Genomic DNA, 25,640 nt, shown 5'->3' with positions numbered 1-25,640 from the left:
TCATGGCATTCTCAGGCGGATGCAGGTAGGGTTTTATGCGATCGTTACTTTCACCACCCGAAGGTGAATCTTGATTTCGCGCCCCCGCGCTTGACGCACGACCGAGAGAATTACGCTTTGCCCTTCGAGAATCCCCAGGCTGCCTCTGCGCCCACGCGCCGGACCAGCCGACTCCGCACTGCGGCCTCTGAGGCCCCCGCGGCGGGACCGACGGAGTCTGTCGCAGCAGCTGAGGCAACTCTCGCCCTCGCCGCTGTCGCCCCGCTTTCCCGACGCGCCGCACGCCAGCGACACACCGTCGAAACTCCGATCGATGACGCACCGCTCGCCCCCGTCGACGATGCGCCCGCCGAGAACCTCGCTTCGGATGCTGACGACGCATCGCTCGAGACCGACAAGGTCGAAGAGCTCATCGAGGTCTCCGAGCCCGTCGATGAGCCTGAGACCGTCGTCGCACCGGAAGCCTTCGAGATGCCGGCCGCCGCACACGCTCCTGCAGAAGACGCCACCGATGAGGACGCCTTCGAGCGGGCCTCGCGAGCCTTCCGCACCACCGGCCCCGTGCCGACGGCATCCGCGGACGCTGAGGCGACCGCCGACCAGCCCGACGTCGAAGAGACGATCGCGGCCGACGCCGCAGGTCCTTCCTCGCACGTCGCTACCCGCCGCCCGCGCAACGCCCGCAAGCTGCTCGCTGTCGGTGCGACCGTCGGCGTCATGAGCCTCGCCGGACTGCTGGCCGTCTCGATGACGCTGCCGGCCGAAGCGGTCGCCGCCGTTCAGGGAGGCTCGCCGATCTCGGCGACGTCACTCGTCACGGCATCCGCTGCGACCGCCGACGGCACGGCGAAAGACGAGATCCAGGCCTTCGTGGCTCCGTCCGGCGTCGAGAACGAGTCGCTGGCTCGCGCGGATGACTTCAGCACCATCTCGCTCGTCCAGGTCGCTGCCGAGCAGGGCATCAACTACTCCAACGAGGTCTTCACCAACGACCCCGAAGCGGCGATCCAATGGCCCTTCATGGTCGGTGTCGGCATGAGCTACGGCTACGGCATGCGCAGCGGCCGCCTCCACGAGGGCATCGACTTCGTCCCCGGCAACGGCGCCCCCGTCCAGGCCATCGCCGACGGCACCGTGCGCATCGCGACCGAGCAGGGCGGCGCCTACGGTGTGACCGTCTACATCGATCACGTCATCGACGGCAGCGTCATCACCAGCCACTACTCGCACATGCAGTACGGGTCGCTCCAGGTCACGCAGGGACAGACCGTGAAGGTCGGCCAGATCGTCGGCAAGACCGGCAACACCGGCCGGTCCTACGGTGCTCACATGCACTTCGAGCTCATCGTCAACGGATCGACGATCGATCCGCTGCCGTGGCTCCGCGAGAACGCAGGCCGGTACTCATACTGACCCGCCTTGATTTCATGAGGACGCCACTGTGATGGTATTCTCGTGTGGTTGCCCCGAGAGGGGCAGCACGCCCCGATAGCTCAGTGGCAGAGCACTTCCATGGTAAGGAAGGGGTCGTCAGTTCAATCCTGACTCGGGGCTCGCAGCATTCTTCTCACACGCGGACGGATGCCTCGCGGCAGGGTAGCTCAGCTGGTTAGAGCGCACGACTCATAATCGTGAGGTCGCGGGTTCAAGCCCCGCTCCTGCTACAGAAACACCAGTTCAGCCCCGGATTCGTCCGGGGCTTTCTGCATTCTGGGTCAGCCCATCCCGCACAAACTCCGCAGATTCAGATGCCGAGCACCGCGTCGAGCGCGTCGGCGGCGCGGGTGCCGCCCACGGTCTTCGACATGTAGGTGCCCATCGTCAGCGAAGGATCCGCGTGGCCGAGGTACTCCGCAATGTCGCGAGCGGTGAGGCCAGCCTGATCGAGTGCCGTGGCGACCGTCTTCCTGAAGCTGTGGAAGCTGTAGTCCTCGATGCCAAGACGGGTGCGGGCCTGCGCCCAGTCGCGCGCGGTGTTCCGCGGGTCGCGGAGGTTCCCGAGCACTGTGGGGAAGACGAGGCCGTGCGGGTTGGGGCCGCCCCGGACCCTCCTGTCGCCCAGGATGCCGAGAACACCCCCTGGGAGGCGGATTCGACGTGTCCCAGCGTCGGTCTTGGTGTGCTGTTGCCGGATGACGCCGTGACCGGTTGCACGTACGGCGTTCGCACGGATCGTAGCCGTGCCGGCGCCGAGGTCGACATCGTCCCATGCGAGCCCGCACGCCTCGCTGATGCGCACGCCGGTGCCGGCGACGAACTCGACCAGGTCGACGAGGTCGAGGTCGTGGGCGCGCGAGTCGCTCCGCAGCTTCGCGAGGATGCCGGCGAGCTCGGCGAGGGGGATTGGGGTCGCGCCCGTCGCCTTCTGCTCGAGCGGTGCGAGCTCCCGCACGGGATTGTGGCGCACCGCATCGGCGCGCGCGGCGAGCCCCATCATTCCGGAAAGGACCGAGCGGACGGTCTTCGCGGTGCCGACCCCGACCTCGGTCGCGATCGCGTCGATGAAGCGCTGCAGGCGGTCCGCGGTGGCCTCGGAGACGGTGAGATCCCCGATGCGGGGGATGATGATCTTCCGCACGGCGCGCTCGTACGTCTCGACAGTGCGCGGCGCCCGGCCCGCCTTGGCCGCGAGGTAGCGCTCGCCGAGATCGCGGATGAGCGTCTCGCGCTTCACCTCCGTCGCCGTCGACGCCTGGATAGTCGTCAGCGCACGCTTCAGAGAGGCCGTGGCCTTGGCCTCGCTGGCCGCGATTCGTTCGACCTGTCGTAGTTTCCCGTCGTCGAAGCGGTACCGGGTACGTGCACGCCACCGGCCCGGGGAGAGCTCAGAAGTGTGAATGGTGCCGTAACTACTCAGCGGTGTCCGCGGGCGCGCCATCATCACCCGCTCTGGGACTTGCCTTGCCGTATGGACCGGTCGCGAGCGCGTACGCCCAGACGTGCTGGTTCCTCCAGTCCGCCAATTGCTCGATCATCTCGGGTCTCATGGGCACGAAGGGTGCGACTTCCCGAACCACCTCGACCGGATCGAGAGTGATGGCTTCCATCCAGAACTCGGCACTGCCCGGGAAGTCCTCGCCCTCGACGTTCATCGCGTCGGCAATGTCGACGAGACCGAGCTGCGCGCTCCAGAATGCGTCGGTCGCAGCCTTCAGTTCGGCCTTCGCCTTCACCATACGGGTGAGCATGATCGAACCCACCTCGTGAAGAGGGCGGAGTATCAGGCTCTCGAGATCCTCAAGACCCAACACGTCGAGGAGGTCGACGGCTTCGGCGAGCTTCAGGGACCTCTCGCCCTTCTCGATCGCCGCGACGGTCGGCTGCGACCACTTCCACCCTCGCTCTTTCATGGCGGCCGCTAGGGCTGCCTGAGACATGTCTCCACGGAGCTCTTGGAGGTTCTGGCCGATGTTCCTGTCTGATTGCGCCACCCCGCGAGCGTAACAAGGTTTTCTGCGCCCCTCTAGACAAATCTGATAGGTCATGTAACATCAGATTATTCGCAGGGGATGCGATGTTTCTGATCAAGGGAGATGAAGTGACCATCACGAACGAGGCTCTGCCGGAACTCGCGACAAGGCAGCAGGTGGCGTTGTACACGCAGACGTCCGTGCCAACGCTCGCCCGATGGGCCGCTGAGGGTGTGGGACCCAAGGTGACCAAGCTCGGGGGAGTCGTGCGCTATCGGCGCGAGGACGTCCTCGCCTGGATCGCAGCGAGCACGTCGCAGACGGTCTGATCGTGGCCGCGCAGAAAAAAGGCCCCAGCGCTGTTGGAGCAGCGACTGAGGCCGAGATCGTTTCCGTCCCCATCCCAGAGGAGAACCCGAACGTGGACATCATCGCAGATCCCACTGACACCCGCGAGTCTCTCGCCCGCGAGGTCATCGAAGCGCTCGAGGCAATCGACGTCGGCACGCCGCACGTCGTAGAGTTCTGCCCCGACGAGGCCCTCTACCTCGAGCCCGTGCAGTCGTGCTCGGTGCCCGCTTCCGATGTCGCCGGCAAGCTGAAGACCACGATGGTCCGGTGCTTCGACACGCATGGTCGAGAGGTGACGCCGGACGAGTCCTATTGGGCTCAGCATCTCGGCAGCGTCTCGGCGCGCGATCGTCGATCCTGGCGAAGCACGCCCAATGGTGGGATTCGGGTCGGCGATGTTCTCGCGATCAGCGCTGGGGAGTTCTTCGCCTACCGCGAGTATGAGACCGCCGGTGAGCGCTTGGTCGAATTCGTCACTCTCGATGAACTGCAGCGCCGCCGTGAGGCGGGCAAGACCGCCTGGATCGCGACACACCTCACCGCCGTCGACGCGGCCGCGCCGGCCGGATTCGCCTCGTGGGACGTCTGGGACTATCAGTCGGATGATGACCTCGGCATCATCTATGAAGCGGAGATTGGTCCGGTGGCCGTCAGCTGGGCGGCTACGTTCTCGGATGAGCGGGTGAAGCTCAGTGAGGCTGGACCGGAGGTCTCGGTTCGTGTTGGCAGCGTCAGTGACATGGTCACGGTGGACGACATGCTTGAGCTCGTCGATGCGCTCATGAAGGCGATCCCGATGGTGCGGAAGGTGCAGTCGTGAGCGTGCGGGTGCCGCCGGAGTCCCCGGCGCAGGCTCAGTCGTGGGATCGCGTCGTCGCGAATGCTCTCACGTTCGGGCTCTGCTTTCGGTGTGCGGCGCAGCTGGCGTGGGCACACCAGGAGCACACGGGCGGCTTCGATGCCGCGCGGCCTCCGTGCGAGGCGTGTGCACTCGTCGTCGCGATGTTGCCGCAGCCGAAGCCCAACGGGTGGCGCACCGTCTTGGGCGGTGCGTCAAAGTCCGATTCGTGGCCGATTTCAGCGGTCCCAGCGTTCCGGGCGCCTGGAGGACCCGGTACCGGCCGTGACGCGTTGATCGTGCGCAGGGCGACCGTTCCGGAGGCGTCCGATGGCTAAGCCGACGGTCATCGTCGAGGCGTCTGGCATCTCGGTGCGTCATGACGGCCCGATGACCCGAGCGGAGGCGCGGCACGTTGCGCTGCGCCTCCTCGAAGCTTCGACCGTGCGACCTCGGGAGCTTCGGCGCCCATCGACAGTCGACGAAGCGCTCCGTGAGCGTGAAGGAGGTGTGTGACGTGTGGCCCGCATCACAGCAGATCGGATGCTGCGGAGCAAGATGCTCTCAGGGCTCCCGACGACCCCAGGTGAAACGCTCGTTCTGCTCTGCCTCCGGAGCCACGCGAACGCCGACGACATCGCCTTCCCGGCTCGCCGCACGATCGCCGAAGAGACAGGCATGCAGCGCTCTGGGGTCGACAAGGCGGTGCACTCGCTCATCGCGAAGGGCATCATTCAGGAACTCTCTCCGGGGAGCCAAGGCAGCGGCAACTCGGCACGCTATCTCGTCCGTTTCGAAGCTGAGTTATGGCCCACTGGGTAGGCCATACTTTGGCCCACTGGGTATGCCAAACGCCGGATTCGGTTATGGCCCACTGGGTAGGCCAGAAGTAAGAACCTCTCGCGTTGGCCGCTCTGCCGAACTTCAGAACATCCGTGCATGCATCAATCGCGCCGGGCAGCTTGCTGCTCGGCGTTCCCCCCAGCGGGGGGCGGAGGGGGGAGAACTCCTGGGAGCGCTCGCCGAGAGGTCACGCCCGGTAGGCGGTTGCGAAAGCAGGCTGATGATGACCAGTGGGCAGCATAGTCGCCGCCGTCACCCGGCCGGCGGATCCGTAGGTGCGCTCGTGGTGGCCGGTTCCCAAGGTGATCTCTCGAGGCGCGCGGGGCGGTCGCGATGAGCCGCAGCGAGAGCTCGCTCGTCCGCGAGAACCAGAGAATTCGCGTGAGGGCGCAACGTTCCGAGGAGCAAGTCCGGGACCTGTGGTCGATGGTCGTCGGGGATGACTTCGTGCCGCTGAACGTGTGGCTTCGTAGAGCTTTCGCGGACCCGGCAGACTTCTACCGGCACGTGAGCATCCGTGACGTCGTCTCCGAGTCGGGTGCGCTGTCGTGGCCGCTGCTCGCGGAGGAAGTCGACCGGCTGCTCGCGGCGCATCCCGGGCTCGCCGGCGCGCGGCAGAAGCCGAGATCCTCGGATGTCGGCGCATGAGCGGTAGAATCGATAGCGACGGAAGAGTGCGAGACCGGGAGTTTCCTCTTCGACAGTCCATTCCTCTCCAGGCCGGAGAACACGCCAGCGGCAGTCAGCCGGGCGTGCGTCCCCCTCCCATCGGAGACATCATGGCTTCCACCTGGAACCCCTTCACCCACGCGTTCGAAGTCCGCGACAAGAGCGGCCCGGCACCCTACCTTTCGGCGACGATTCACGACTCGCAGCCCGCTCCGACGCGCGCCGCGAGTGCAGCGCCCGCTCCCCGAGCGAAGGCCCCGACGCCGACGGCGGAACAGCGCCAGCAGGCCGCGGAGGACGAGCTCTACAAGGCGTTCTTCGGCGACGATTCCGCCGACGCCGCACCCGCTGCTTCTTCCGAGGAAGAGGCGCTCTACGAAGCGTTCTTCGGAGGCGATCGTGCCTGACTACCTCCCCAAGTTCACACCCGGCTCCGCCATCACCTTCACCGCTTCGGCAGACGTCACCGGCGGGCGCCTGGTGCAGGTCACCGGGAACCGACTCGTCGGGCCCGCAGTCGCGGACTCGGCATCCGTTGTCGGCGTCGCCGCGTTCGACGCCGAGGCAGGGGATCCCGTCACGGTCTACACCCGAGCGGGAGGCGTTCACCCGCTCATCGCGTCTGGCGCAATCGCTGCCGGCGCTCGCGTCTCGGCTGATACGGGCGGACGCGTCAAGACCGCCGCGGCCGGCGACGTCATCGGATGGACCCTGACATCCGCAGCGTCGGCGGGCAGCGTCGTGGAAGTGTGCTTCTGATGGCTTCGCCGATCAACCCCTACCTGCTCAGCCTGTCGCGCTATCGCGTCAAGGGCGCGGTCGTCGTCGCCCGGCTCCACGGTGGCGCCGAGAAGTACATCTATCGGAATGGCCTGCTTCCGGAGACGACTCTCCCGTCGCAGGTCGAGCACCTCGAGGCGCTCGGACTCATCGAGAAAGTCGAGGCCGCCTGATGGCCGTCAACCTTGAACTCCTCCCGAACTTCGTCGCCCGCTGCGACACGATCGGGACCACCCCACCGAAGGCAATCACGCGCGCCCTCGAGCTTCTTCGTGTCGTGCGGGCTCACCAGGAGACACCGACGGTGTCGGTTCTCGGCCTCACCGACAAGCAGGCGCGTGACCGCGTGACCGATGTGTCGATCCGTCGACACTCCACGGGCATGTACGGCGATGTCGGCATGGTCCCGGGGATATCGGACTTCGAGATGCAGCTGGCGGAGGAGGTCACCGCGGCCGTGCTGCCCGATCTCGACGACATGGTCGCCGGGTTGCAGGACAAGTTCGCGGAGCTCTCACGACCGTTCGTGGTAGCGGCCCAGGAGTACGGATTCACCGTCCGCACCACTTCCGACCAGGTCATCAACATGGTCGACGAGGAAGCGAGCGCCGCTTGGCGCGGCAGTCAGAAGGCGTGGAAGGACATCGCGCCTATCGTCGCTTTCCGCATCGAAGTCTCGAAGCTGTTCGAGGTCAGCCCGACGCCCGACGACATGGGATGGAACCCCTTCAACCAGGCACTCGGCGACTCGACCGTGAACTTCTCCGTCGCGTTCGCGGCCGGCGAGAACTGGTCACTCGATGGCGGCTACTACATCGAGGGGAAGACCATCGGACACCTCGACTGGCTCGCCCTTGCCGCCGGCGGGCTCCGCCTCAACACCCCCTCCGAGGTCGCCGCGAAGATCGCGGCTCGACCATCGCGGGGCATCCCGCCGCTGGATGAACACCTGGCGGCGCTCAGCGAAGACGTCGTGAGACGCGTGTAGGGACACAGACACTCGTGCACGCTGCCCGCCCACCGATGTGGTGTTACTTCTGGTTGGGGTCGTGCGTGTACGAGGCTCGGGGCCGCGCGTGGAACGCGGTCAGCCCGGGCGAATTGAGGGGCCGACGCCGGGCGGGGTCGGCCCCTCACCCATACTCACGAAACGAGGAATCATGAACACGCAGGAGATGCAGACATGGCGAAGCTGACGGTCGCTGACCTCGAGGTCCTCTTCACCGCGAACACGGATCAGGTCGAGCGGGCGGACAAGCAGATCGTCGCGATCGGCAAGAAGGTCGAGTCGAAGCCGATCAAGCTCGGCGCGGACGCGAAGCCCGCGCTCGACGGCATGGACCGGGTCGAGAAGGCCGCGAAGAAGCTCGTGAGCGAGCGCGCGATCCTGAAGCTCGACGCCGACATCTCCCGCGCGGAGACGAACCTCGGCAAGGCGATCAACAAGCTCGAGGACCTGCACATCGCCGCCGAGGGTGGCATCGACGTCACCGCGGACGTGAAGAGTGCCGAGGCCTCGATCCAGCGATTCGAACGGCAGCTGGACGGGCTCCGGAAGGCTCGCAACGTCGTCGACGTGGAAGTCGAGCCCGCGCAGGCCGAGTCGGGTCTGAAGCGGTTCCTGAGCTTGTTCCGGTCGAAGACGGAGGAGGCCGGCGCCGAGGGCGGACGCTCACTCAGCCAGGGCCTCGACTCCGCGACGCGCGGCGCGGGGCAGAAGGTCGGCGAGGTTGTCGGTGGTGACATCGAAGACACGCTCGTCGACGCGCTGGCCGCGATCCCGATCGCCGGCGGGATCATCCTCGCCGGAGTGGCGATCGGCAAGGCGATCACGGGCGCTATCGAAGATGGCCTCGCCGTCGAGAAGAACACCGACCGTCTGCAGGGGCTCACGGGCATCAGCGAGGCCGACGCGCTGCGTCTCGGCCGAGCGTCGGGCGAGGCGTACGCCAATAACTTCGGTGAGTCGATCGAGTCCAACATGGACGCCACACGGCTCGCTCTGCAGTTCCGCATCATCGACCCCACGGCGACCACGCGCGACGCGCAGCTGGTCGTGCAGGGCCTCGCAGGCATCGCTGACGTCCTCGGATCCGACGTGGAGCCGATCGCTCGGACGGTGAGCCAGCTGCTGCGGACCGGGCTGGCGGGTTCGGCGAAGGAAGCGTTCGACCTCCTCGCGACGGGCGCCCGTGAGGGTGTGAACATCGGCGGGGATCTCCTCGACACGTTCGATGAGTACTCCACCGTCTTCCGACGGATCGGGCTCACCGGCCCGCAGGCGCTCGGCCTCCTGTCGCAGTCTCTCCGCAGCGGTGCACGGGATAGCGACGTCGCGGCCGACGCGCTGAAGGGGTTCACGGAGCGCGTCGGCGACCCGGCGATGCGCCAGGCGTTCGCGAACGTCGGGTTCGACTGGGACGACCTGTCGGCGAAGCTCGCGCAGGGCGGACCGGTCGCGGCCGCGGCGCTCGACGAGACACTCGACCGTCTCCGCGCGATGGAGGATCCAGCACTCAGGGATGCGGCAGCACTCGAGCTTTTCGGGTCGAAGTCGGAGGACCTGGCCGCTGCTCTCTACGGGATGGATCTCTCGACAGCAGTCGACCAGCTGAACGGCGTGACGGGCTCAGCGCAGAAGATGTTCGACACCCTCGCCTCGAACGACGCCTCCAGCATCGAACAGGCGCAGCGGAACATCGAGGTCGCGTCTGACGGCATCAAGGGTGCCCTCGCCGCGGCGTTCTCGGAACCGCTCGGCGACTTCGCCGACTGGGTGTCTCAGAACAGGGGCCCGCTGACGCAGTTCCTTCTCGATCTGGCGAACGGCGCCCTCGACTTCGGATCTTCGATGGTCACGGGCGCCGCAGATGCCACGGAGGCGATCGGTACGTTCGTCGCCGGGCCGATGGCTGACCTAGTGGGGTGGCTCGGGTCGATCTCCAACAGCGAGGAGCTCAAGACCCTCGCCGAGGAAATGCGCGACTTCGACGACACGACCTCGGCCGCCGCCGACACGATGCGGAAGGACTGGCTCGGGTCGATCGAGGAGGCGCGCGGCGAATTGAACAAGTGGGGTGAACCGGTCGTCGCTCTCGGCTACGCGAACGACGCCGCCCTACGCACTGCGGATGCCGTATCGCAGGTCGGCGTCGCTGCGACCGACGGCCGCAACATGCTCAACGACCTCTCAGTCGCCGCTGACGGCACTACGACCGCAACGGGGGAACTAGCGACCCAGCTTCAGGCATCAGCGGATGCCCTGCTCGCGGAGTACGACGCCGCGATCGCTGCCGGCGATTCGCAGCAGAACCTCCAGGACCGCTACACGGCCACCCGCGACGCGCTGATGAATCAGCTGACCACCATGGGGCTATCGACGGAGGCCGCTCAGACCCTCATCGACACCGTTCTGAAGACGCCGGAGGAAGCTGTGACCGTGTTCTCGTCGAACGCGGTTGATGAGACGGGCAAGGTCATCGACCTCGGCAACCGGATCATCACCCTCCCGGACGGTGACTCTACGATCACGGCGAACACGAAGCCGGCTGAGGACAGCCTGAACTACTTCATCTCCCAGAACAACGGGCGTGAGATTCGGGTGAAGATCGCGGCCGACGGGGCATCGCTCCGTATCGGGGCGTTCAACGTGTCGCCGGAGTATCACGGTGGGATCGTCGAGATGATGGCGGCCGGTGGAATCCCGGGCGCGACTCCTCTCGGGCCGCTCGCGCAGATGGTCCCCGCGAACACGTGGCGGATCGTCGGCGATCGCCCCGATGTGCCCGAGGCGTACATCCCGCTCGACGGATCGCCGCGGTCGATCGCGCTCCTGATGGAGACGATCCAGCGGATGCCCGGCCTGTCAGCGATGGGCGCCGGCGGGGTTGCCTCGCCGGGTGTAGCTGTCGCTGCCGGACTGCCCGAGCGGATCACGCTCCAACTCGACAGCGGAGAGCAGTTCACCGCGTACGTACGTCGACAGGCGAGCGGCGTCGTCGAAGCGCGTGGACAACGGTTCGCGAGCGAGATCCGATCACGCCGCCGGAGCGACGGCTGATGCGACTCTCAGACATCACTCCACTCGCCCACCTCGAGTACCAGAGACTCGCCCCACTCACCTCCCTCGGAGGCGTGCAGGCATGGGCACACCGCAACGCAGCACGCACCCGCAAGCGAGAACAGCACGTCGTCATCCTGCTGGCCGCCGGCGCCGCGAGCACCGTCCTCGACGGCTCCACCTTCTACCGCCTCGAGCTACCCGCCGACACCTCAACACCGGCAACACTCAGCGGACGCCTCATCACCGCGATGGCGAACAACGACCACCCAACCGTCGAGGCCCTTGTCCAGGTATGGACGAACGAGCCGCAGCACGTACGCGAGGCCGTCCTCGTCGAGCTCGCCACCACCATCAAGCGACCACCCCACCCCCAATAAAATCCAGCCCCCGACCGGACGAGGGGGACCACCACCGGGAGGTGGTTCTCTCCCCCCTGGAGAAAATCCCGATTTTACCCACCACCTTCCCCTGTGTTCTCGCGGAATCGAGCGACTACGAGGCGTGCGCGGGGGTCTGCGAGGTCGGGGTGAGATCGGGTCGAGATTCGTGCGAGGTGTCGTAGTCTCACCTCATGCCACCCATTCATCCTTCGCTGTCGATGCAGCAGACGTTTGCGCTTCTCGCAGAGGCCCAGTCAGCGCGGAACCTCATGCGGGACGCGGTGGCGTCGGTCCAGGGGTTGCGTGAGCCGGTGATCGATAGTGATGCCGTGTTCACGCTCGGCAGTATCGGCGTCGAGAAGACGGCCAAGATCCTGCTCGGTTGCGCAGAGGTCGAGTCAGCCGGCCGCTGGCCGACGATGGCGACGATGAAGGGCTGGGGCCACGACATCGACAACCTCGTCTCTCGACTCCTCCACGCAGCTGAGCAGGGGCAGGCCGATGCGGTCGCGACGGGCTATGCGGCCACGCTCATCGAACGAGTGCGCGACAGCACTGCGCTCCCTTTGCTCTTCGCCACCCTCTCCCGCTACGGCCGCTCCGGACGATTCCACTACCTCGACGTGCTCGCTACCGACCGACCCGGGGAGTTCGACGCGCCGGCGGAGTACTGGAACAGGCTCGAGATCGAGGTGTCGAACGGGCTCGGCGGCGCGCCGGGCGGCTCACCGCAAGAGTTCGATGCGTTCCTCGGTCGAGTGAGTGAAGCCATCTCTCACGAGCTCGACGTGTGGTGGTTCGCGATGCACCGCCTCGGAGTCCAGGGCTGCTTCGGGGAACTCGGGAAAAAGATCGGCTGGGAAATCTGGGACTACGGACGCCCGGATCCGCTCAAGCGTCAGCACTCCGCATGACTGAAGTACGTCGAACCGGTCCCGTGTTGACCACCGACCGCGCGGCCGAGTACTGCGGCATCGCGAAGCAGACCCTGCGGAACCTGCTTGCGGCCGGCGACGGGCCGCGGTGCTTCAAGCACGGACGCCTGAACGCGTTCTTCACGGAGGATCTCGACGAGTGGCTGGCGGGGCGCCTGACCGAACAGAATCCCGCACTTACTCCGCACAATCGTTGAGCGTGTCCGATGTCGCCTGATATCTCCTGAGCAAGCGATCACAGGGGAGTGGTGCCTCCTGATACTCCGCAGTAACCCCCGAATGCGCAGGTGACCTAATCGTGAGGTCGCGGGTTCAAGCCCCGCTCCTGCTACAGATTGAAACCCCGGTTCGCCGGGGTTTTTCTGTTCCCGGCGGTCCTGCGGGCACGGCCTTCAGCGCACCGGCTCGAGACCTCCGATCGCGGACCCGGCTTTCCCGTTGACGTACATGTAGTCCTCGATGATGTCGGCCGAGCGGCCCCGGCCCAGCCAGGTGTCGACGTCGGGGCAGACGTCGGTCGTGGTGACGGTCGTGTCCAGATCGATCTCGCCGTCGGCATCCTGCGTCCACCGTCCGGTCAGGTCGTTGCATCCGTCGTTCCCCACGACCGTGCCGTCGGACGCCAGTTCCAGGTACAGCGTGTCGTCATCGTCGGCCTCCCACCTCCCGACCGGATCCGGGAGCGGCGGGGGAGTCTCTGCGGGAGCCTCGCCTCGGGCGATCCGATCGTTGCGCTCGTGCATCGGGGCCAGGCCGATCTGGAACAGGATGCTGGTGACGATCGCCGACCCCACGACGAGCGCGACGCCGACGAGCGGGGCCCAGTGCGGCGGCTTCCCTCGGAACCGCAGAACGAGAGCGAGCGCGATCGCGATGACCACGGACGCCCCGACCTCCCAGGGATACGCGGCGCGACCGCCGAGGGCGAGCTCGAGGTCGCAGTCGCCCTCGCAGCCGACAGCGCTGAACGACTCGAAGATCTGCATCACATACGCCCCGAAGATGATGATCGGGATCAGCACCCACAGCGCGACGGCCAGCTCACCGGGCGGCGGGCGATCCGAACGCTTCTTCTCCTTCGACATGACGCCGCGTCATCCCGCCGTCAGGCGTCGGGGATGAGTCGCTTCCCGGTGAGCAGCGCGCTCTCACGTGCGTAGTCGAGGCCGTCGTAGAACTCGAGCACGGCGTCGTTGTCGGCTCTGACCATCAGCATCACCTTCGGGCAGCCCAGCGCCATGAGACGCGCCTCGGCTTCCTGCACGAGTCGTCGGCCGATGCCCTCGCCGCGGCGGGCCGGCGCGGTCGCGAGGTAGTAGAGCCATCCGCGGTGGCCGTCGTAACCCGCCATCACCGACCCCAGGAGCGCACGCCCGTCCACGGCGACGAGGAGAAGCTCCGGCCACACGGCCCGAGCGCGACGGATGTCGGTGCGCGGATCGTTCCACGGCCGGGTGATCCCGACCTCGTGCCACAGCTCCACGACGTCCTCGACATCCGCGTCTTCCAGGGGGCGCACTTCCACAGCCATCCACCCAACCTATGTCGTCAGGCCGCGCTTCTCACGGAAGACCATCGCTGTGCTCCTGACACAGGCAGAGCCCCTGATGCTGTGCCACCGTGACGCTGACGGCATCCACGTGCTCGGCTAGCGTCGAAGCATGGACACCTTCGACTTCGCCGCCGTCGACGAGGAGTACGTGAGGTCGATCCTCGGCGAGCCGGAGGCTCCGACGACGCAGAAGATCACCGACTTCCTCGACGAGAACTGCCTGACCTTCCTGGCCCACTCCCCGTTCTGCTGCCTGTCGACATCGGATGCCGCGGGCAACTGCGACTGCTCTCCCCGCGGTGACTACCCGGGTTTCGTCCGAGCCCTCGACTCCCGTACCGTCGTGATCCCCGACCGGCTGGGCAACAAGATCGCCGACTCGATGACGAACATCCTCGACAACGGCCACGTCGGCCTGCTGTGCTTCGTGCCCGGCATGACGGAGACTCTGCGGATCAACGGCACGGCGACGGTGACGAACGACGCGTCCCTGCTCGCCATGCTCGAACAGGACCACGCGGTCCCGGATCTCGCGATCGTCATCCGCACCGAGCAGGTCTACCTGCACTGCGGCCGCGCGTTGCTGCGGGCCGGACTCTGGGACCCCGAGATGCAGGACCTCGCGGCTGAGGTGCCCAGCTCCGGGCAGATCTGGGCGAGCATGTCCGGCTGGGATCCCACGGTGGGCGACGTCATCGACGGTGCCATGTCCGACGCCTACCGGGCCCTCTACTGAATGCGCTCGCGTGCAGGGATGACCGCGCTCGTCGTGCGCGAGATCATCACGGAGACCCCGTCGATCGTCAGCATCCGACTCGAGGCGCCCGACGGTGCGCCGCTTCCCCCCTGGGAGCCCGGCTCGCACATAGACGTGCAGCTCGTCACGCGGCATGAGCGCCAGTACTCCCTCTGCGGAGACCCCGCGGACGTCTCGTCGTATCGGATCGCGGTGCGCCGAGAGCAGTACTCTCGCGGCGGTTCGCACTACATCCACGGCTTCCTGCGCGTCGGCGGCCGCGTGTGGGTGCGCCCGCCGCGCAACCTGTTCACGCTCGCCCCGGCATCGTCGTATCTGCTCTTGGCCGCCGGCATCGGCATCACCCCGATCCTCTCGATGGCGCGTCACCTCGCTGCCACGGATGCCGATTGGCGCATGACCTACCTCGTCCGGCAGCGCGACGACATCGCCTTCGCCGATGACCTCGCCGCACTCGGCGACCGGGCGACGACGCACGTCAGCGGCGACGCCGGACGATTGGATGTCGCCGCTCTTCTCGCGCAGGTGGAACCCGGTACCGCGGTCTACGCGTGCGGTCCGCAGGGCTTCATCGATGCCCTCACGGAGGCGAGCGGGGTTCTGCCCGAAGGCAGCAGCATCCACGTCGAGCGGTTCGAACCGAAACCGCGTGAGCATCGCCCGAACGAGGTGTTCTCCGTGGTCTGCACGCGCTCGGACATCACCGTGGAGGTCCCGGCGGCGCGATCGATGCTCGAGGCGCTCCAGGGCTCCGGGGTTCCCGTTGAGGGATCGTGCCTGCGGGGTGTCTGCGGATCGTGTGCGCTCACCGTGCTCGAGGGCGAACCGGAGCACCGCGACTCGCTCAACAGCTCGGACGATTCGATGACGATCTACCCGTGCGTGTCACGCTCGATCTCGCCGAGACTCGTCGTCGACGCGTAGCGCCGGCGCGAGCGCAGCCGGGGGATCCGGCTCTCAGCCGGCGACGGGGAAGCGCTCGATGTTGGCCTCGACCCAGCCGCGGAGCGCCCGCAGCGGCTTCTCGGCATCGACGCCGAGTTCGGTGAGGGAGTACTCCACCCGGACGGGCACCTCGGCGAAGACGGTGCGCACCAGCAGCGCTCGCGCCTCGAGACGTCGCAGCGTCGCGGTCAGCACCTTGGGGCTGATGCCCTGCAGGCGGGTCTTGAGCTCCCCGAAGCGCTGCGGTCCGTCGCTGAGCGCTCCGATCACGAGGGCGCTCCACTTGTCGGCGAGCAGGTCGAGCACGCCGCGGCAGGGGCACTGCGCGTCATAGACGTCGTGAGGAGCATCGACACGGCAAGCGGTCTCGGTCAGCATCCGTCCATGGTATCTCTTAGATACTTGGGGCGCTTGCGGGTAACTAGGGGTCTTCGGATAGCGTGACGGACATGGCAAACGACAACACCTCCCTCCCTGACCGCATGCCCGCGATCGGCGCCCGTGGCCGGCGCCCCGTCTCCGACCCCGAGTCGCTCACCGACCTGTCGCTCCCGGTCCCGTCGCCGATGGGCCGAGACCTGCTGGTCGAGGTCGAGGGCGTCTCGATCAACCCGGTCGACGTGAAGGTGCGCGCGGGAGCGCCCACGTCGGGTGAACAGCGCATCCTGGGCTACGACGCCGCCGGCGTGGTCGTCCGTCTCGGCGACCAGGCCACCCGCTTCGCCGTGGGCGACCGGGTGTTCTACGCGGGGCAGATCGATCGTCCGGGCACGAACAGCCGGTACCACCTCGTCAACGAGAACATCGTCGGCCACGCTCCGCACTCGCTCTCCACGGCCGAGGCCGCCGCCCTCCCGCTGACGGCGATCACCGCCTGGGAGGCGCTGTTCGACAAGCTGCGCCTCGACGATCGGAGCGAGGGAACCCTGCTCGTGATCGGCGCGGCCGGAGGCGTCGGATCCCTGATCATCCAGCTCGCCAAGGCGCTCACGAAGCTGACCGTGATCGCGGTGGCCTCTCGGAAGGAGTCGGCCGAGTGGGTCGCGCAGATGGGCGCCGACCACGTCGTCGGTCGAGACTTCGCCGAGGAGGTGGCGAAGCTCGCCCCGCACGGCGTCGACTACGTCTTCACGTCGTTCACGCCGGGCAACGTCCGTGCCATCGCAGACGTCATCCGCCCGCGCGGCGAAGTCGTCTCGATCGACGAGACCGGCGGCAGCATCGACGCACTGAAGTCGAAGAGCGTCACCTGGCACTGGGAGCTCATGTTCACCCGTCCGGTGACCGACCCGGCCGACGACTACCAGCACGAGCTGCTGGAGCAGGTGGCGGAGCTGATCGATGCCGGCGTGATCCGCACCACGATGACCGAGCACCTCACCCCGCTCGACGCCGAGACCCTGCGCCGGGCGCACGAGATCGTCGAAGCCTCGCAGACGATCGGCAAGGTCGTCGTCACGGACTGGCCCGAGCAGGCAGGGCGGTCCTGAGCCCTGGCGCCGAGCCGCCATCGCGTCTATCTTCGGAGCCATGAAGTCATCCATCTCAGGAACGACCATGCCCGTCCTCGAAGTCACACTGGAGGCGGGGGAGAGGATCGTGGCGGAGGGCGGCGACGTCGCCTGGATGTCTCCGGGGTTCGCTCTGGACACGTCGACCGTGCACGGGACGGGAGGGCAGGGCGGCTTCATGAGCGGCCTGAAACGGGTGCTGGGTGGCGCGCAGCTCTTCCTCACCGAGTACACGGCCCCGGCCCAGGGCGGCCTGGTCGCGTTCGCCGCGCAGCTGCCCGGAACCATCCGTCAGATGGACATCGACGCGGCGGACCAGTTCATGGTGCAGGCCGGCTCGTACACGGCGAGCACGGCCGACGTCGAGGTCTCGGTCGGGCTGCAGAAGAAGCTCGGCGCCGGGATCTTCGGTGGCGCAGGCGTGGTGTTCCAGAAGCTCACCGGTACAGGCACCGCGTGGGTGCAGCTCGCCGGAGAGATCACGGAGTACACCCTGGCGGCGGGGCAGTCGCTGCTCATCCACCCCGGCCATCTCGCGATGTTCGACGCGAGCATGGACCTGCAGTTCACGTCGATCAAGGGCATCAAGAACAAGTTCTTCGGCGACTCGCTGTTCCTCGCGGAGATCCACGGCCCGGGCCGGATCTGGCTGCAGTCGATGACTCCGGCGAAGCTCGCGGCCGCGATCGAGCCCTATCTGCCCGATCGCTCGGGCAGCTCGAGCAACTCCTGAGCGCTCACAGACTGCTCAGCGCTCACGAGATTCAGCGCCGCGTACTGCTCAGCGCCGCTCGCGGCGTCCGGGCTGCGGCGGCGGACGGTGCGCGATCGGGATCGGCCGCGTGGCGCGGCGCGCATTCTGGAAGAGCTTCACGGATTCGAGCACATCGTCGACCGAGGGGTAGCGGGGAGCGAGCGGGAGATCGCGCAGCCATCGCACCTCGACGTCGGCCGGGGTGTCCTCGAAGATGCGACACACCACGCGGCGGTGATCCCCGTCGGGGTAGTGCAGATCGTGGATCACCCATGCCTCCGCACTGACCCGGATCAGTACGAATCGTGGGTCTGACTCCTGCTCCATCATTCTCCTGTCCTCAGTCTGAAGAATGACGCGAGACCCGGCCGGAGGGTAGCCCCTTGACAGGATCACGAGCGGATGCCGCGCACGGCCCACGGATCCGGAGCGCCCTGTCAAGGGGTTCCGGTCTCCACGCTCTGCGGGCGAGACTGGCCCTCCATCCCGCCCACCGATCGGAGAAAGACCATGTCAGACCCGCAGAGCACTCCCGATGACCGGCCCGAGGTCGACGCGCTCGGCGCCGACCCGGACTTCGTGACCACCGATCACGACCCCGACCCTTCCTCCCCGGTCGATGACCAGGGGTCGACGGAAGACGACGACGAGGTGGACGTCTCCGACCTCCCCTGACCGCGGGTCAGCGGCGGGTGGGCGTCGATTCGGCGTCGGCCGCCGCACCTGTCGGGTCGCTGCCGGTGACCTCTCGTCCGGCATCCGCTCGCTGCGCCTCCGTGCGTCCGCCACTGCGCAGCTCGGCTTCCAGGCGCTCCGCCTCCTCGCCGCTGATCGCCTCGCCGCGGGCCACGAGGCCGGCCTGATCCGACAGCGGGATCTGCTTGAGGAAGAGCGACAGCAGCAGCGCGAGGGCGATGAACGGCACGAGGTACCAGAACACCGGTGCGAGGGCGTCCGCGTAGGCCGTGACGATCCCGTCGCGGACCTCGTCGGGGAGCGTGCTCAGCGTGGCCGGATCGATCGACGACGCGGCATCCGACGCGGCATCCGGCGACGCACCCGCCCCGGCGAAGACGCCGCGGAGGTTCTCGGTCAGCCGGGTCGTGAAGATCGTGCCGAACACCGCTGTGCCGAGAGACGCGCCGACCTCGCGGAAGTAGTTGTTCGTGCTCGTCGCCGTGCCGATCTCGCCTGAGGGCACCGCGTTCTGCACGACGAGGACCACGACCTGCATGATCAGGCCGAGGCCCGCACCGAAGAAGAACAGGAAGACGCAGATCAGCCAGATCGGCGTCGAAGCCGAGAGCGTCGTCATGGCGACCATCGCGAGACCGGTGATGATCGTTCCGAGGATCGGGTACATCTTGTACTTGCCGGTCTTCGAGATCGCGATGCCCGAGAAGATCGACGTGCCGATCAGGCCCACCATCATCGGGATCATCAGCAGACCGGATGCCGCGGCCGAGGTGCCGGACGACATCTGCAGGAACGTGGGCACGAAGCCGATCGCGGCGAACATGCCGATGCCGAGCACGAGCCCGATCGCTGTGGCGTTCACGAAGATCGGATTGCGGAACAGGCTCAGCGGGATGATCGGGTCCTGCACACGCGACTCCGTGATCACGAACGCGGTCGCCGCGACGACGAGCCCCGCCCCCCACGACCAGGTCGCGAGCGAATCCCACCCGAACTCGGCGTCGCCGCCGAAGTCGGTGAAGAAGATCAGGCAGGTCGTCGCGATCGAGAGGAAGATGACGCCGAAGATGTCGATCGGCTTCTGCGCCTTCTTGCTCGGCAGCTTGAGGGCGACGAGCGCGATGATGAAGGCGGCGATCCCGACCGGGATGTTGATGTAGAACGCCCACTGCCACGTCAGGTGATCGACGAAGAATCCGCCGAGGAGGGGACCGGCGACCGCGGAGAGTCCGAAGACGGCGCCGAGGGGGCCCATGTACTTGCCGCGCTCACTCGCGGGCACGATGTCGGCGATGATCGCCTGCGACAGGATCATCAGACCGCCGCCGCCGAGGCCCTGGAGAGCGCGGAACACGACGAACATCCAGAAGTCGGTCGCGAACGCGCAGCCGACCGAGGCCAGGGTGAACAGGGCGATCGCGATCAGGAAGAGGTTCCGCCTGCCGAGCACGTCGCCGAACTTGCCGTAGATCGGCATCACGATCGTGGTGGCCAGCAGATACGCGGTGGTGATCCAGACCTGGTGGTCCACGCCGCCGAGCTGGCCGACGATGGTCGGCATCGCGGTCGAGACGATGGTCTGGTCGAGGCTGGAGAGCAGCATGCCGGCGATGAGGGCGCCGAAGATGATCCAGATGCGGCGCTTCGTGAGCAGGAAGGGCGCATCCTTCGTGGTGGTGGCGGACATTCAATCGGCTTTCTGTGTCGGTGCGTAGACGGAACGGGCGATCTCGAGGCGCCGGGTGATGAGCGCCTCGAACGAGTCGGTCGAGTGGTGGTGGAGCAGCTGATCCATGGACAGTCGCACCAGCGCGCCCACGGAGTGCACCATGACCTCGGCGTGCAGCTCGGCGTCGGCGGTCTCGCCCATCCGCCGCGCGATCAGCTCGGTGTCACGGCGCTCGTTCTTCGCGAGATGCTCGAACGCCGCCTTCAGCAGCCGCGGCTCCTGCTCGATCACGGCGAAGAGCTCGGCGGCATCTTCCAGAGGGTTGAAGAGTCCGAAGCGGAGGATGGTCAGCCGGATGAAGTCGTCGAGCAGCGGACCCCGGTCGGCGAGGAACGCCGCTTCGAGTGCTTCCTGCCGCGAGTCGATCGTGGCGGCGCCGAACACCGCGTTCTCCTTGCTCTCGAAGTAGTTGAAGAATGTGCGGCGCGACACTCCGACCTCGGCGCACAGCTCCTCGACGGTGAAGCCGGCGAAGCCCTTCTCCGCCGTGAGTCGCCGAGCGGCCCTCGTGAGCGCGCGCGAGGTCTCGCGCTTGCGCTGCTCTCGCAATGAATCTGCACCTTGCTCCATAGAGTGCAACTTTGCACTGTGAACCTTGGAGTGCACTGTGAGATCTCGCGCCGGGACGAACTTCCACGACTTTGTGACGTTTCGCCTCCGGCATCCGTCTTAGTGGTGTCGACGAAGTGCGACCCGTCCCCCCAACGGAGGCGGACAAGCGATGAAGGAGCCACCGTGGCGAATGTGACAAGCGGCACCCCCCAGCAGACCCCCGTCGTGGCGACCACCCCGGGCATCGCGACGGGCACCACGATCATCGAAGACGCCGTCGTCGCGAAGATCGCGGGAATAGCGGCGCGCGACGTCGAAGGCGTCTACGCCCTCGGCGGCGGGGCCGCCCGGATGGTCGGAGCGATCCGCGACGCACTCAACACCAGCGACCTCGCGCAGGGCATCCGTGTCGAGGTCGGCGAGACGCAGGTCGCCGTCGACGTGACGATCGTCGCCGAGTACCCCGTCTCCCTCCAGAAGGTGGCGGACGGTGTGCGAGCCGCCATCCACCAGGCCATGGTCGAGCTGGTCAACCTGGAGGTCACCGAGGTCAACGTGACCATCAACGACGTGCACATCCCGTCCTCCGACGACGTCGAGGTCGAGGTCGTCGAATCCGACGCGCGGGTGCTCTGAAAGCGGCGACACGGAGGGGCTCCGGCGAGTCAATCCCTATTCACATGAATCGATGAGAGATGATCCGATCCAAGGGCGCGTCCGTTCCGAACCTCTTTGGGGATCAGTACGGGGAAGTGAGCAGATGGAAGACGAACGGTTTCGGCGAGCGCTGGACTATGCGGACGACCGCATCGTCGCCGGTCGCGCGATGGACGGCGACGTCGACGCGTTCGCGGTCCTCGTGCGCAGGTACACACCGATGATGCGCGCGTACACGCAGCGGATGCTCAACGGCTCGGCCGACGTCGACGATGTCGTGCAGGAGGCGTTCGTCACAGCCTGGCGGCGATTCTCCGAACTGGAGGATCCGTCCAAGGTGAAGAGCTGGCTGATGAGGATCGTCAGCCGCAAGGCCGTCGACCGCATCCGGGCACTCCGCCCGGTGCTCGACATCGATGACTTCGACAGTCCCGCCCCCTCGAACTCGTCGCCCGCCGAGATCGTCGAGGCGCGGGCCGGGGTCGCGGCGCTCGGTGCCGCCTTGCGTGAACTGCCCGACGCTCAGCGCGAGTGCTGGGTCCTCCGGGAGATGGGCGGTTACTCGTACGACGAGATCGCCGAAGAACTCGGCATCCCGGCGACGACGGCGCGCGGCCTGCTCGCTCGCGCGAGGAAATACATGATCGTACGGATGGAGGAGTGGCGATGACCGACGAACACGAAGACTCCCTGCATCGCTCGCTCGGTCTCGAACCGACCGATCTCGATGGACACACACTCGAAGAGCTGACCGACTACCTCGAATCAGGCCGTCAGCCCGTGGAACGGTCGATCGAGGAATCGCCCGGGTGCCAGTTGGCCCTCGACGCTCTCGAGAGGCTGCGAGGCCTCGGCGACGAGCTGATGGTCGCGGACACCGCAGCGGCCCCCGAGGCGGACGAGAACTGGGTCGACCGCATCCTCAGCGGCATCGCGCTCGACGCGCGCGCAGGACGGAGGATCCCGTTCGAGTCACCGGACCCGGACGTCGATCTCGCGATCACCGAGGGTGCGGTACGGGGCATCATCCGTTCGGCAGAGAACGCCGTTCCCGGCGTGCTCGTCGGACGATGCCGGCTCGACGGCGACGTGGCTGTGCCCGCGGCACCGATCCGCGTCGAGATCGAGGCGAACGTGTTCCACGGTGAGCCGATCCCGAGCCTCGCGGATCGTCTCCGCGCGGAGGTGGGAGAGCGCCTGAGCAGCCTCACCGAACTCAACATCGTCGCGATCGACATCGTGATCAGAGACATCCAGGAGGTGGCGTCATGGACGGAGCGGCAGCGGTGATCCCGGAACCGGAGATGACATCCGAGGCGCGCACCGCGCTGGCCGCGCAGATCGAGGCGGTCGTACGCGGAACGGCGGGCGTGCGGAACGTCTATCGGTCCGGGTCGTTGATCTCGAATCTGCTGCGCGCGGGAGCTGCCGCCCTCGGCACGGGCAGAGAAGATGAGCCGATCGTGTCCGTCGCATCGGGCGACGGCGGTATCGCCGTGGAGGCATCGCTCGGACTCGACGTGCACTCGCACGCGTCTGCTGTTCTCCATTCGGCGTATGCGGCGATCGACACACTCCTGCGCGCGGAGGGGCTGGTGCGAGAGAGCATCACGCTGACCGTCGTGTACGTGCAGTCCCGCGAAGCCGCCTGATCCCCCCCCCCCGAGGCACTCGACGCGCCGCTCCCCGCAGACGAGGAGCGGCGCGTCGGTGTCGCTGCAGCCGGAGAGGTCAGGCCGCGGCGCGCAGGCCGTCGACGAGCGGCGTGGTCGGGCGTCCGATGAGGCGTGCGAGTGTGCCGTCGGTGTCGGCGAGTGCGCCGCCGCGGATGCCGGCGTCGAGGGCGACCACGAAGCCGACGGTGCCCGCATCGAGACCTGCGGCCTCCAGGGCTGCGCTCTGCTCTTCGGCCGTGAGGGGCCGGTATTCGACCGGGCGGCCGGTGACCTCGGAGATGGCAGCGGCGAGCTCGCCGTAGTTCCACGCGACGTCGCCGCCGAGCTCGTACACCTCGCCGATGTGGCCGTCTTCGAGGGCGACGACGGCGGCGGCATCCGCGAAGTCCTTGCGGCTCGCCGAGGCGACCCGTCCGTCGCCGACGCCCGCGGCCAGCACTCCGGTGTCGGCCGCGCGCACGAGGTCGGCGGCGTAGTTCTCGGTGTACCAGTTGTTGCGGAGGATCACCGCAGGGATGCCGGACGCGGCGATGAGCTCCTCCGTCGCCTTGTGCTCGGGCGCCAGGACCAGGTCGCTCGTGGTGGCCTTCGGGGCGCTCGTGTAGACGAGCTTCGAGACTCCGGCCGCCTTCGCGGCGTCGATGACCGCCCGGTGCTGGGCGACGCGCTGTCCCACCTCGGAGCCGGAGACCAGCACGACGGAGTCGACGCCGCGCAGCGCCGCCTCGACCGAGGCCGGGTCCGTGTAGTCGAGGTGCACGACGGGCACTCCCAGGTCGGCGCCCTTGGCGACATCGCGCGCGCCGGCGATGATCGACTGCGGGTCGGCGCCCCGCTCGATGAGGCTCGCGATGATGAGACGACCGAGGTTGCCGGTCGCGCCGGTGATGAGGATGGTCATGAGTGTCCTTTCGTGGGTGACACCCTCGACAACCCTCCCAGCCCCGCATAACATTCCGCCGGGAGGGTACCCACTTTGAGGTAAGGTACCTACATGTCGGTGAGTTTTGCGCAGATAAAGGAATCGACGCCGCAGGTGTTCGACCAGGGGTGCGGCACGCGCGTCGTGCTCGACCACATCATGAGCAAGTGGGGCGTGCTGGTGCTGTCGTCCCTCTCCGACGGAACGCATCGGTGGGGCGAGCTCCGCCGTGAGGTCGACGGCATCAGCGAGAAGATGCTCGCGTCCACGCTCCGCACGCTGGCCGACGACGGCCTCGTGCACCGGGAGTCGCTGCCGACCGTGCCGCCGCACGTCGAATACAGCCTGACTCCGCTGGGTCGCGATCTGATGGAGCGGATGCTGCCGTTGATGGAGTGGGTCGCCGACCACGCCGACGGGATGCTCGGACGCGACTGACCGCGGCGGAGGTCGGCATCAGCGAGGCGGCGTCGCCACCGATCCGCGTTCGACGAGCTGCTGCGGCAGCACGGTGGTCGCCGGGGGTCTCCCATCGCCGGCGATGCGGCGGAGGAGCATGCGCGTCGCCTGTGCGCCGATCTCGTTGATCGGCTGCTCGACGACCGTGATATCCGGGGTGGTGACGCTCATCCAGTCCGCGTCGTCGAAGGCCACGAGCGAGAGTCGTTCCGGAATCGACACTCCCATCCGTCGCGCGGTGCGGAATGCGGCGAGGGCGACGAGGCTGTCCGATGCGATGATCGCGGTCACGGGGTCATCGCCGCCCAGGATGCGCGATGCGACCGCATCGACGCCGTCGTGGCGCGCATTGAGGTGCACGGAAGCCTCGGGGCGGGCCACCCCCGCCCGGCGAAGGGACTCGGTGAAGCCCTGTACACGCTCCGCCACCGCAGAGGAGGAGAGGATCTCGTCCGCGCGGAAGGCCCGGGGATGCGTGAGCGTCGAGATGAAGGCGATCCGGCGGTGTCCGGCGCGCAGCAGCAGCTCTGTCAGCTGGCGGGCGCCGGAGCGGTTGTCGGTGACGACCGCGTCGACATCCAGCCCCGGCACCGTGCGGTCGAACAGCACCAGCGGGCGCCTCGCGTCGAGCACGGGCTGGAGGTTGCCCGGGGCGAGTGATGACGCAGGAGCGATGAGCAGACCGTCCACTCGCTTCGCCAGCTGCACGGCGACCGCCTTCGCCTCGGTCTCCGCCTCCTCGTCGGAGTTCGACAGGATCAGGTCGTAGCCGGCTTCGGCCGCCACGTCGGCGGCACCCCTGGTCGCCTTCGCGAAGTACGGGTTCTCGATATCGCCGATGATGATGCCGAGCGTGTTCGATCGGCCGGTGCTCATCGTGCGGGCCAGGGCGTTCGGGCGGTACCCCAGCTCGTCCGCTGCCTTCTGCACGCGATCGCGGACAGCGTCGCTGACCGCTCCGTAGTCGCCGAGGGCGCGTGCCGCTGTGGCCTTCGACACGCGCGCCAGCTGTGCCACGTCGTTGACGGTCGCCTCTCGACGACTCGCTCCCGCTTCGTTCATGCCACCCCCGTCAGTCGCCTCTTCGCGAGGCGGTGCTCAGATTCGACGCTATCGGTTGACTCCATCGCCGTGAGGCGTGTACTGTCCGATGAAACGCAT

General features: G+C 67.3%; 33 protein-coding genes and 2 tRNA genes. 25 read left to right on the top strand and 10 right to left on the bottom strand.

All coding sequences use genetic code 11. The features are described 5' to 3' along the window. The first annotated feature begins 117 nt into the window (after window positions 1-117). The 3 genes from LC452_RS15080 to LC452_RS15070 all read left to right on the top strand — a co-directional run bounded on the left by LC452_RS15080 (window position 118) and on the right by LC452_RS15070 (window position 1,664). Window positions 118-1,413, top strand: a complete 1,296-nt coding sequence (locus tag LC452_RS15080) for a peptidoglycan DD-metalloendopeptidase family protein (RefSeq protein WP_223626719.1) — start codon at window positions 118-120, stop codon at window positions 1,411-1,413. Window positions 1,414-1,482: 69 nt separating this feature from the next. Beyond that, window positions 1,483-1,554, top strand: a tRNA-Thr gene (locus LC452_RS15075). Between the two features lie 36 nt (window positions 1,555-1,590). Beyond that, window positions 1,591-1,664: transfer RNA gene (locus LC452_RS15070), tRNA-Met, on the top strand. An 80-nt stretch (window positions 1,665-1,744) separates the two neighbouring features. Here LC452_RS15070 and xerC read toward each other — a convergent pair. Both xerC and LC452_RS15060 read right to left on the bottom strand, forming a co-directional pair. After that, window positions 1,745-2,674, bottom strand: coding sequence for a tyrosine recombinase XerC (xerC, locus tag LC452_RS15065; protein WP_223626701.1), 930 nt, complete (start codon window positions 2,672-2,674; stop codon window positions 1,745-1,747). 175 nt (window positions 2,675-2,849) lie between these two features. Further along, a complete protein-coding gene (locus LC452_RS15060) occupies window positions 2,850-3,431 on the bottom strand; it encodes a helix-turn-helix domain-containing protein (RefSeq protein WP_223626700.1) in 582 nt (193 codons plus the stop codon). A 107-nt stretch (window positions 3,432-3,538) separates the two neighbouring features. Here LC452_RS15060 and LC452_RS15055 point away from each other — a divergent pair, with 107 nt between their 5' ends. The 12 genes from LC452_RS15055 (at window position 3,539) to LC452_RS15000 (ending at window position 12,466) form a co-directional block, all read left to right on the top strand. Next, complete coding sequence (locus tag LC452_RS15055) at window positions 3,539-3,739, top strand: AlpA family transcriptional regulator (protein WP_223626698.1); 201 nt, start codon at window positions 3,539-3,541, stop codon at window positions 3,737-3,739. 2 nt (window positions 3,740-3,741) lie between these two features. Next, window positions 3,742-4,581 carry a hypothetical protein gene (locus LC452_RS15050; protein WP_223626696.1) on the top strand — a complete coding sequence of 280 codons (840 nt, stop codon included), beginning with the start codon at window positions 3,742-3,744 and terminating at the stop codon, window positions 4,579-4,581. A 537-nt stretch (window positions 4,582-5,118) separates the two neighbouring features. Further along, entirely contained in the window at window positions 5,119-5,421 is a 303-nt protein-coding gene (locus tag LC452_RS15045) for a helix-turn-helix domain-containing protein (protein ID WP_223626695.1), read from the top strand. A 402-nt stretch (window positions 5,422-5,823) separates the two neighbouring features. Beyond that, window positions 5,824-6,090 carry a hypothetical protein gene (locus LC452_RS15040; RefSeq protein ID WP_223626693.1) on the top strand — a complete coding sequence of 89 codons (267 nt, stop codon included), beginning with the start codon at window positions 5,824-5,826 and terminating at the stop codon, window positions 6,088-6,090. Window positions 6,091-6,221: 131 nt separating this feature from the next. Further along, complete coding sequence (locus tag LC452_RS15035) at window positions 6,222-6,518, top strand: hypothetical protein (RefSeq protein ID WP_223626691.1); 297 nt, start codon at window positions 6,222-6,224, stop codon at window positions 6,516-6,518. Beyond that, window positions 6,511-6,870, top strand: a complete 360-nt coding sequence (locus LC452_RS15030) for a capsid cement protein (RefSeq protein WP_223626689.1) — start codon at window positions 6,511-6,513, stop codon at window positions 6,868-6,870. The genes LC452_RS15035 and LC452_RS15030 overlap by 8 nt, the downstream gene beginning before the upstream one ends. Continuing rightward, window positions 6,870-7,064: a hypothetical protein gene (locus LC452_RS15025; protein ID WP_223626687.1), complete on the top strand. Its 195-nt coding sequence runs from the start codon at window positions 6,870-6,872 to the stop codon at window positions 7,062-7,064. The genes LC452_RS15030 and LC452_RS15025 overlap by 1 nt, the downstream gene beginning before the upstream one ends. Further along, window positions 7,064-7,879 (top strand): hypothetical protein, encoded by an 816-nt coding sequence (locus LC452_RS15020; RefSeq protein WP_223626686.1) that lies wholly within the window; start codon window positions 7,064-7,066, stop codon window positions 7,877-7,879. The genes LC452_RS15025 and LC452_RS15020 overlap by 1 nt, the downstream gene beginning before the upstream one ends. Before the next feature lie 195 nt (window positions 7,880-8,074). Then, the gene (locus LC452_RS15015) at window positions 8,075-10,951 is read left to right on the top strand and encodes a phage tail tape measure protein (protein ID WP_223626684.1); all 2,877 of its coding nucleotides are present in this window, start codon (window positions 8,075-8,077) and stop codon (window positions 10,949-10,951) included. Next, window positions 10,951-11,331, top strand: coding sequence for a hypothetical protein (locus LC452_RS15010; protein WP_223626681.1), 381 nt, complete (start codon window positions 10,951-10,953; stop codon window positions 11,329-11,331). The genes LC452_RS15015 and LC452_RS15010 overlap by 1 nt, the downstream gene beginning before the upstream one ends. Before the next feature lie 194 nt (window positions 11,332-11,525). Continuing rightward, on the top strand, window positions 11,526-12,248 hold the full coding sequence (locus tag LC452_RS15005; protein ID WP_223626680.1) for a hypothetical protein: 723 nt from the start codon (window positions 11,526-11,528) through the stop codon (window positions 12,246-12,248). Next, window positions 12,245-12,466 carry a helix-turn-helix domain-containing protein gene (locus tag LC452_RS15000; RefSeq protein ID WP_223626678.1) on the top strand — a complete coding sequence of 74 codons (222 nt, stop codon included), beginning with the start codon at window positions 12,245-12,247 and terminating at the stop codon, window positions 12,464-12,466. The genes LC452_RS15005 and LC452_RS15000 overlap by 4 nt, the downstream gene beginning before the upstream one ends. A gap of 195 nt (window positions 12,467-12,661) precedes the next feature. On the opposite strand, the gene LC452_RS14995 is transcribed toward LC452_RS15000, so the two are convergent. After that, window positions 12,662-13,354 carry an META domain-containing protein gene (locus LC452_RS14995; RefSeq protein WP_223626677.1) on the bottom strand — a complete coding sequence of 231 codons (693 nt, stop codon included), beginning with the start codon at window positions 13,352-13,354 and terminating at the stop codon, window positions 12,662-12,664. Window positions 13,355-13,374: 20 nt separating this feature from the next. Further along, window positions 13,375-13,800, bottom strand: a complete 426-nt coding sequence (locus LC452_RS14990) for a GNAT family acetyltransferase (protein WP_223626675.1) — start codon at window positions 13,798-13,800, stop codon at window positions 13,375-13,377. Between the two features lie 130 nt (window positions 13,801-13,930). Here LC452_RS14990 and LC452_RS14985 point away from each other — a divergent pair, with 130 nt between their 5' ends. Both LC452_RS14985 and LC452_RS14980 read left to right on the top strand, forming a co-directional pair. Beyond that, complete coding sequence (locus tag LC452_RS14985) at window positions 13,931-14,557, top strand: MSMEG_1061 family FMN-dependent PPOX-type flavoprotein (RefSeq protein ID WP_223626673.1); 627 nt, start codon at window positions 13,931-13,933, stop codon at window positions 14,555-14,557. 18 nt (window positions 14,558-14,575) lie between these two features. After that, entirely contained in the window at window positions 14,576-15,502 is a 927-nt protein-coding gene (locus tag LC452_RS14980) for a PDR/VanB family oxidoreductase (protein WP_223626672.1), read from the top strand. 33 nt (window positions 15,503-15,535) lie between these two features. On the opposite strand, the gene LC452_RS14975 is transcribed toward LC452_RS14980, so the two are convergent. Further along, the gene (locus tag LC452_RS14975) at window positions 15,536-15,901 is read right to left on the bottom strand and encodes a helix-turn-helix domain-containing protein (protein ID WP_223626670.1); all 366 of its coding nucleotides are present in this window, start codon (window positions 15,899-15,901) and stop codon (window positions 15,536-15,538) included. Window positions 15,902-15,972: 71 nt separating this feature from the next. Between LC452_RS14975 and LC452_RS14970 the strand changes: the two genes are divergently transcribed. After that, a complete protein-coding gene (locus tag LC452_RS14970; protein WP_223626668.1) occupies window positions 15,973-17,013 on the top strand; it encodes a zinc-binding alcohol dehydrogenase family protein in 1,041 nt (346 codons plus the stop codon). A 40-nt stretch (window positions 17,014-17,053) separates the two neighbouring features. Then, complete coding sequence (locus LC452_RS14965) at window positions 17,054-17,767, top strand: TIGR00266 family protein (protein WP_223626666.1); 714 nt, start codon at window positions 17,054-17,056, stop codon at window positions 17,765-17,767. Between the two features lie 48 nt (window positions 17,768-17,815). Here the strand turns inward: LC452_RS14965 and LC452_RS14960 are convergent, their stop codons facing one another. Beyond that, window positions 17,816-18,058, bottom strand: a complete 243-nt coding sequence (locus LC452_RS14960; protein WP_223626664.1) for a hypothetical protein — start codon at window positions 18,056-18,058, stop codon at window positions 17,816-17,818. 240 nt (window positions 18,059-18,298) lie between these two features. Here LC452_RS14960 and LC452_RS14955 point away from each other — a divergent pair, with 240 nt between their 5' ends. Then, window positions 18,299-18,463 (top strand): hypothetical protein, encoded by a 165-nt coding sequence (locus LC452_RS14955; protein ID WP_223626663.1) that lies wholly within the window; start codon window positions 18,299-18,301, stop codon window positions 18,461-18,463. Between the two features lie 7 nt (window positions 18,464-18,470). Here LC452_RS14955 and LC452_RS14950 read toward each other — a convergent pair whose 3' ends face one another. Further along, on the bottom strand, window positions 18,471-20,171 hold the full coding sequence (locus LC452_RS14950) for an MDR family MFS transporter (protein ID WP_223626661.1): 1,701 nt from the start codon (window positions 20,169-20,171) through the stop codon (window positions 18,471-18,473). Next, entirely contained in the window at window positions 20,172-20,762 is a 591-nt protein-coding gene (locus LC452_RS14945; protein WP_223626659.1) for a TetR/AcrR family transcriptional regulator, read from the bottom strand. 186 nt (window positions 20,763-20,948) lie between these two features. Here LC452_RS14945 and LC452_RS14940 point away from each other — a divergent pair, with 186 nt between their 5' ends. From LC452_RS14940 to LC452_RS14925, 4 genes are all read left to right on the top strand, one after another. Further along, entirely contained in the window at window positions 20,949-21,401 is a 453-nt protein-coding gene (locus LC452_RS14940; protein ID WP_374197775.1) for an Asp23/Gls24 family envelope stress response protein, read from the top strand. 124 nt (window positions 21,402-21,525) lie between these two features. After that, window positions 21,526-22,092 (top strand): RNA polymerase sigma factor, encoded by a 567-nt coding sequence (locus LC452_RS14935; RefSeq protein ID WP_223626658.1) that lies wholly within the window; start codon window positions 21,526-21,528, stop codon window positions 22,090-22,092. Then, entirely contained in the window at window positions 22,089-22,712 is a 624-nt protein-coding gene (locus LC452_RS14930; RefSeq protein WP_223626656.1) for a hypothetical protein, read from the top strand. The genes LC452_RS14935 and LC452_RS14930 overlap by 4 nt, the downstream gene beginning before the upstream one ends. Continuing rightward, entirely contained in the window at window positions 22,691-23,074 is a 384-nt protein-coding gene (locus LC452_RS14925) for a hypothetical protein (RefSeq protein WP_223626654.1), read from the top strand. The genes LC452_RS14930 and LC452_RS14925 overlap by 22 nt, the downstream gene beginning before the upstream one ends. A gap of 79 nt (window positions 23,075-23,153) precedes the next feature. Here LC452_RS14925 and LC452_RS14920 read toward each other — a convergent pair whose 3' ends face one another. Then, entirely contained in the window at window positions 23,154-23,999 is an 846-nt protein-coding gene (locus LC452_RS14920) for an SDR family oxidoreductase (protein ID WP_223626652.1), read from the bottom strand. Window positions 24,000-24,092: 93 nt separating this feature from the next. On the opposite strand from LC452_RS14920, the gene LC452_RS14915 reads away from it, so the two are divergent. Beyond that, window positions 24,093-24,458, top strand: coding sequence for a helix-turn-helix domain-containing protein (locus tag LC452_RS14915; protein ID WP_223626650.1), 366 nt, complete (start codon window positions 24,093-24,095; stop codon window positions 24,456-24,458). Between the two features lie 18 nt (window positions 24,459-24,476). Here LC452_RS14915 and LC452_RS14910 read toward each other — a convergent pair whose 3' ends face one another. Continuing rightward, window positions 24,477-25,541 carry a LacI family DNA-binding transcriptional regulator gene (locus LC452_RS14910; RefSeq protein ID WP_223626648.1) on the bottom strand — a complete coding sequence of 355 codons (1,065 nt, stop codon included), beginning with the start codon at window positions 25,539-25,541 and terminating at the stop codon, window positions 24,477-24,479. Window positions 25,542-25,640 lie beyond the last annotated feature (99 nt).

Source organism: Microbacterium sp. EST19A, from assembly GCF_019969685.1.
Lineage (GTDB): Bacteria > Actinomycetota > Actinomycetes > Actinomycetales > Microbacteriaceae > Microbacterium.
Note: the sequence above shows the minus strand (reverse complement) of the source record. Positions and strands in the feature narration are given on the sequence as shown.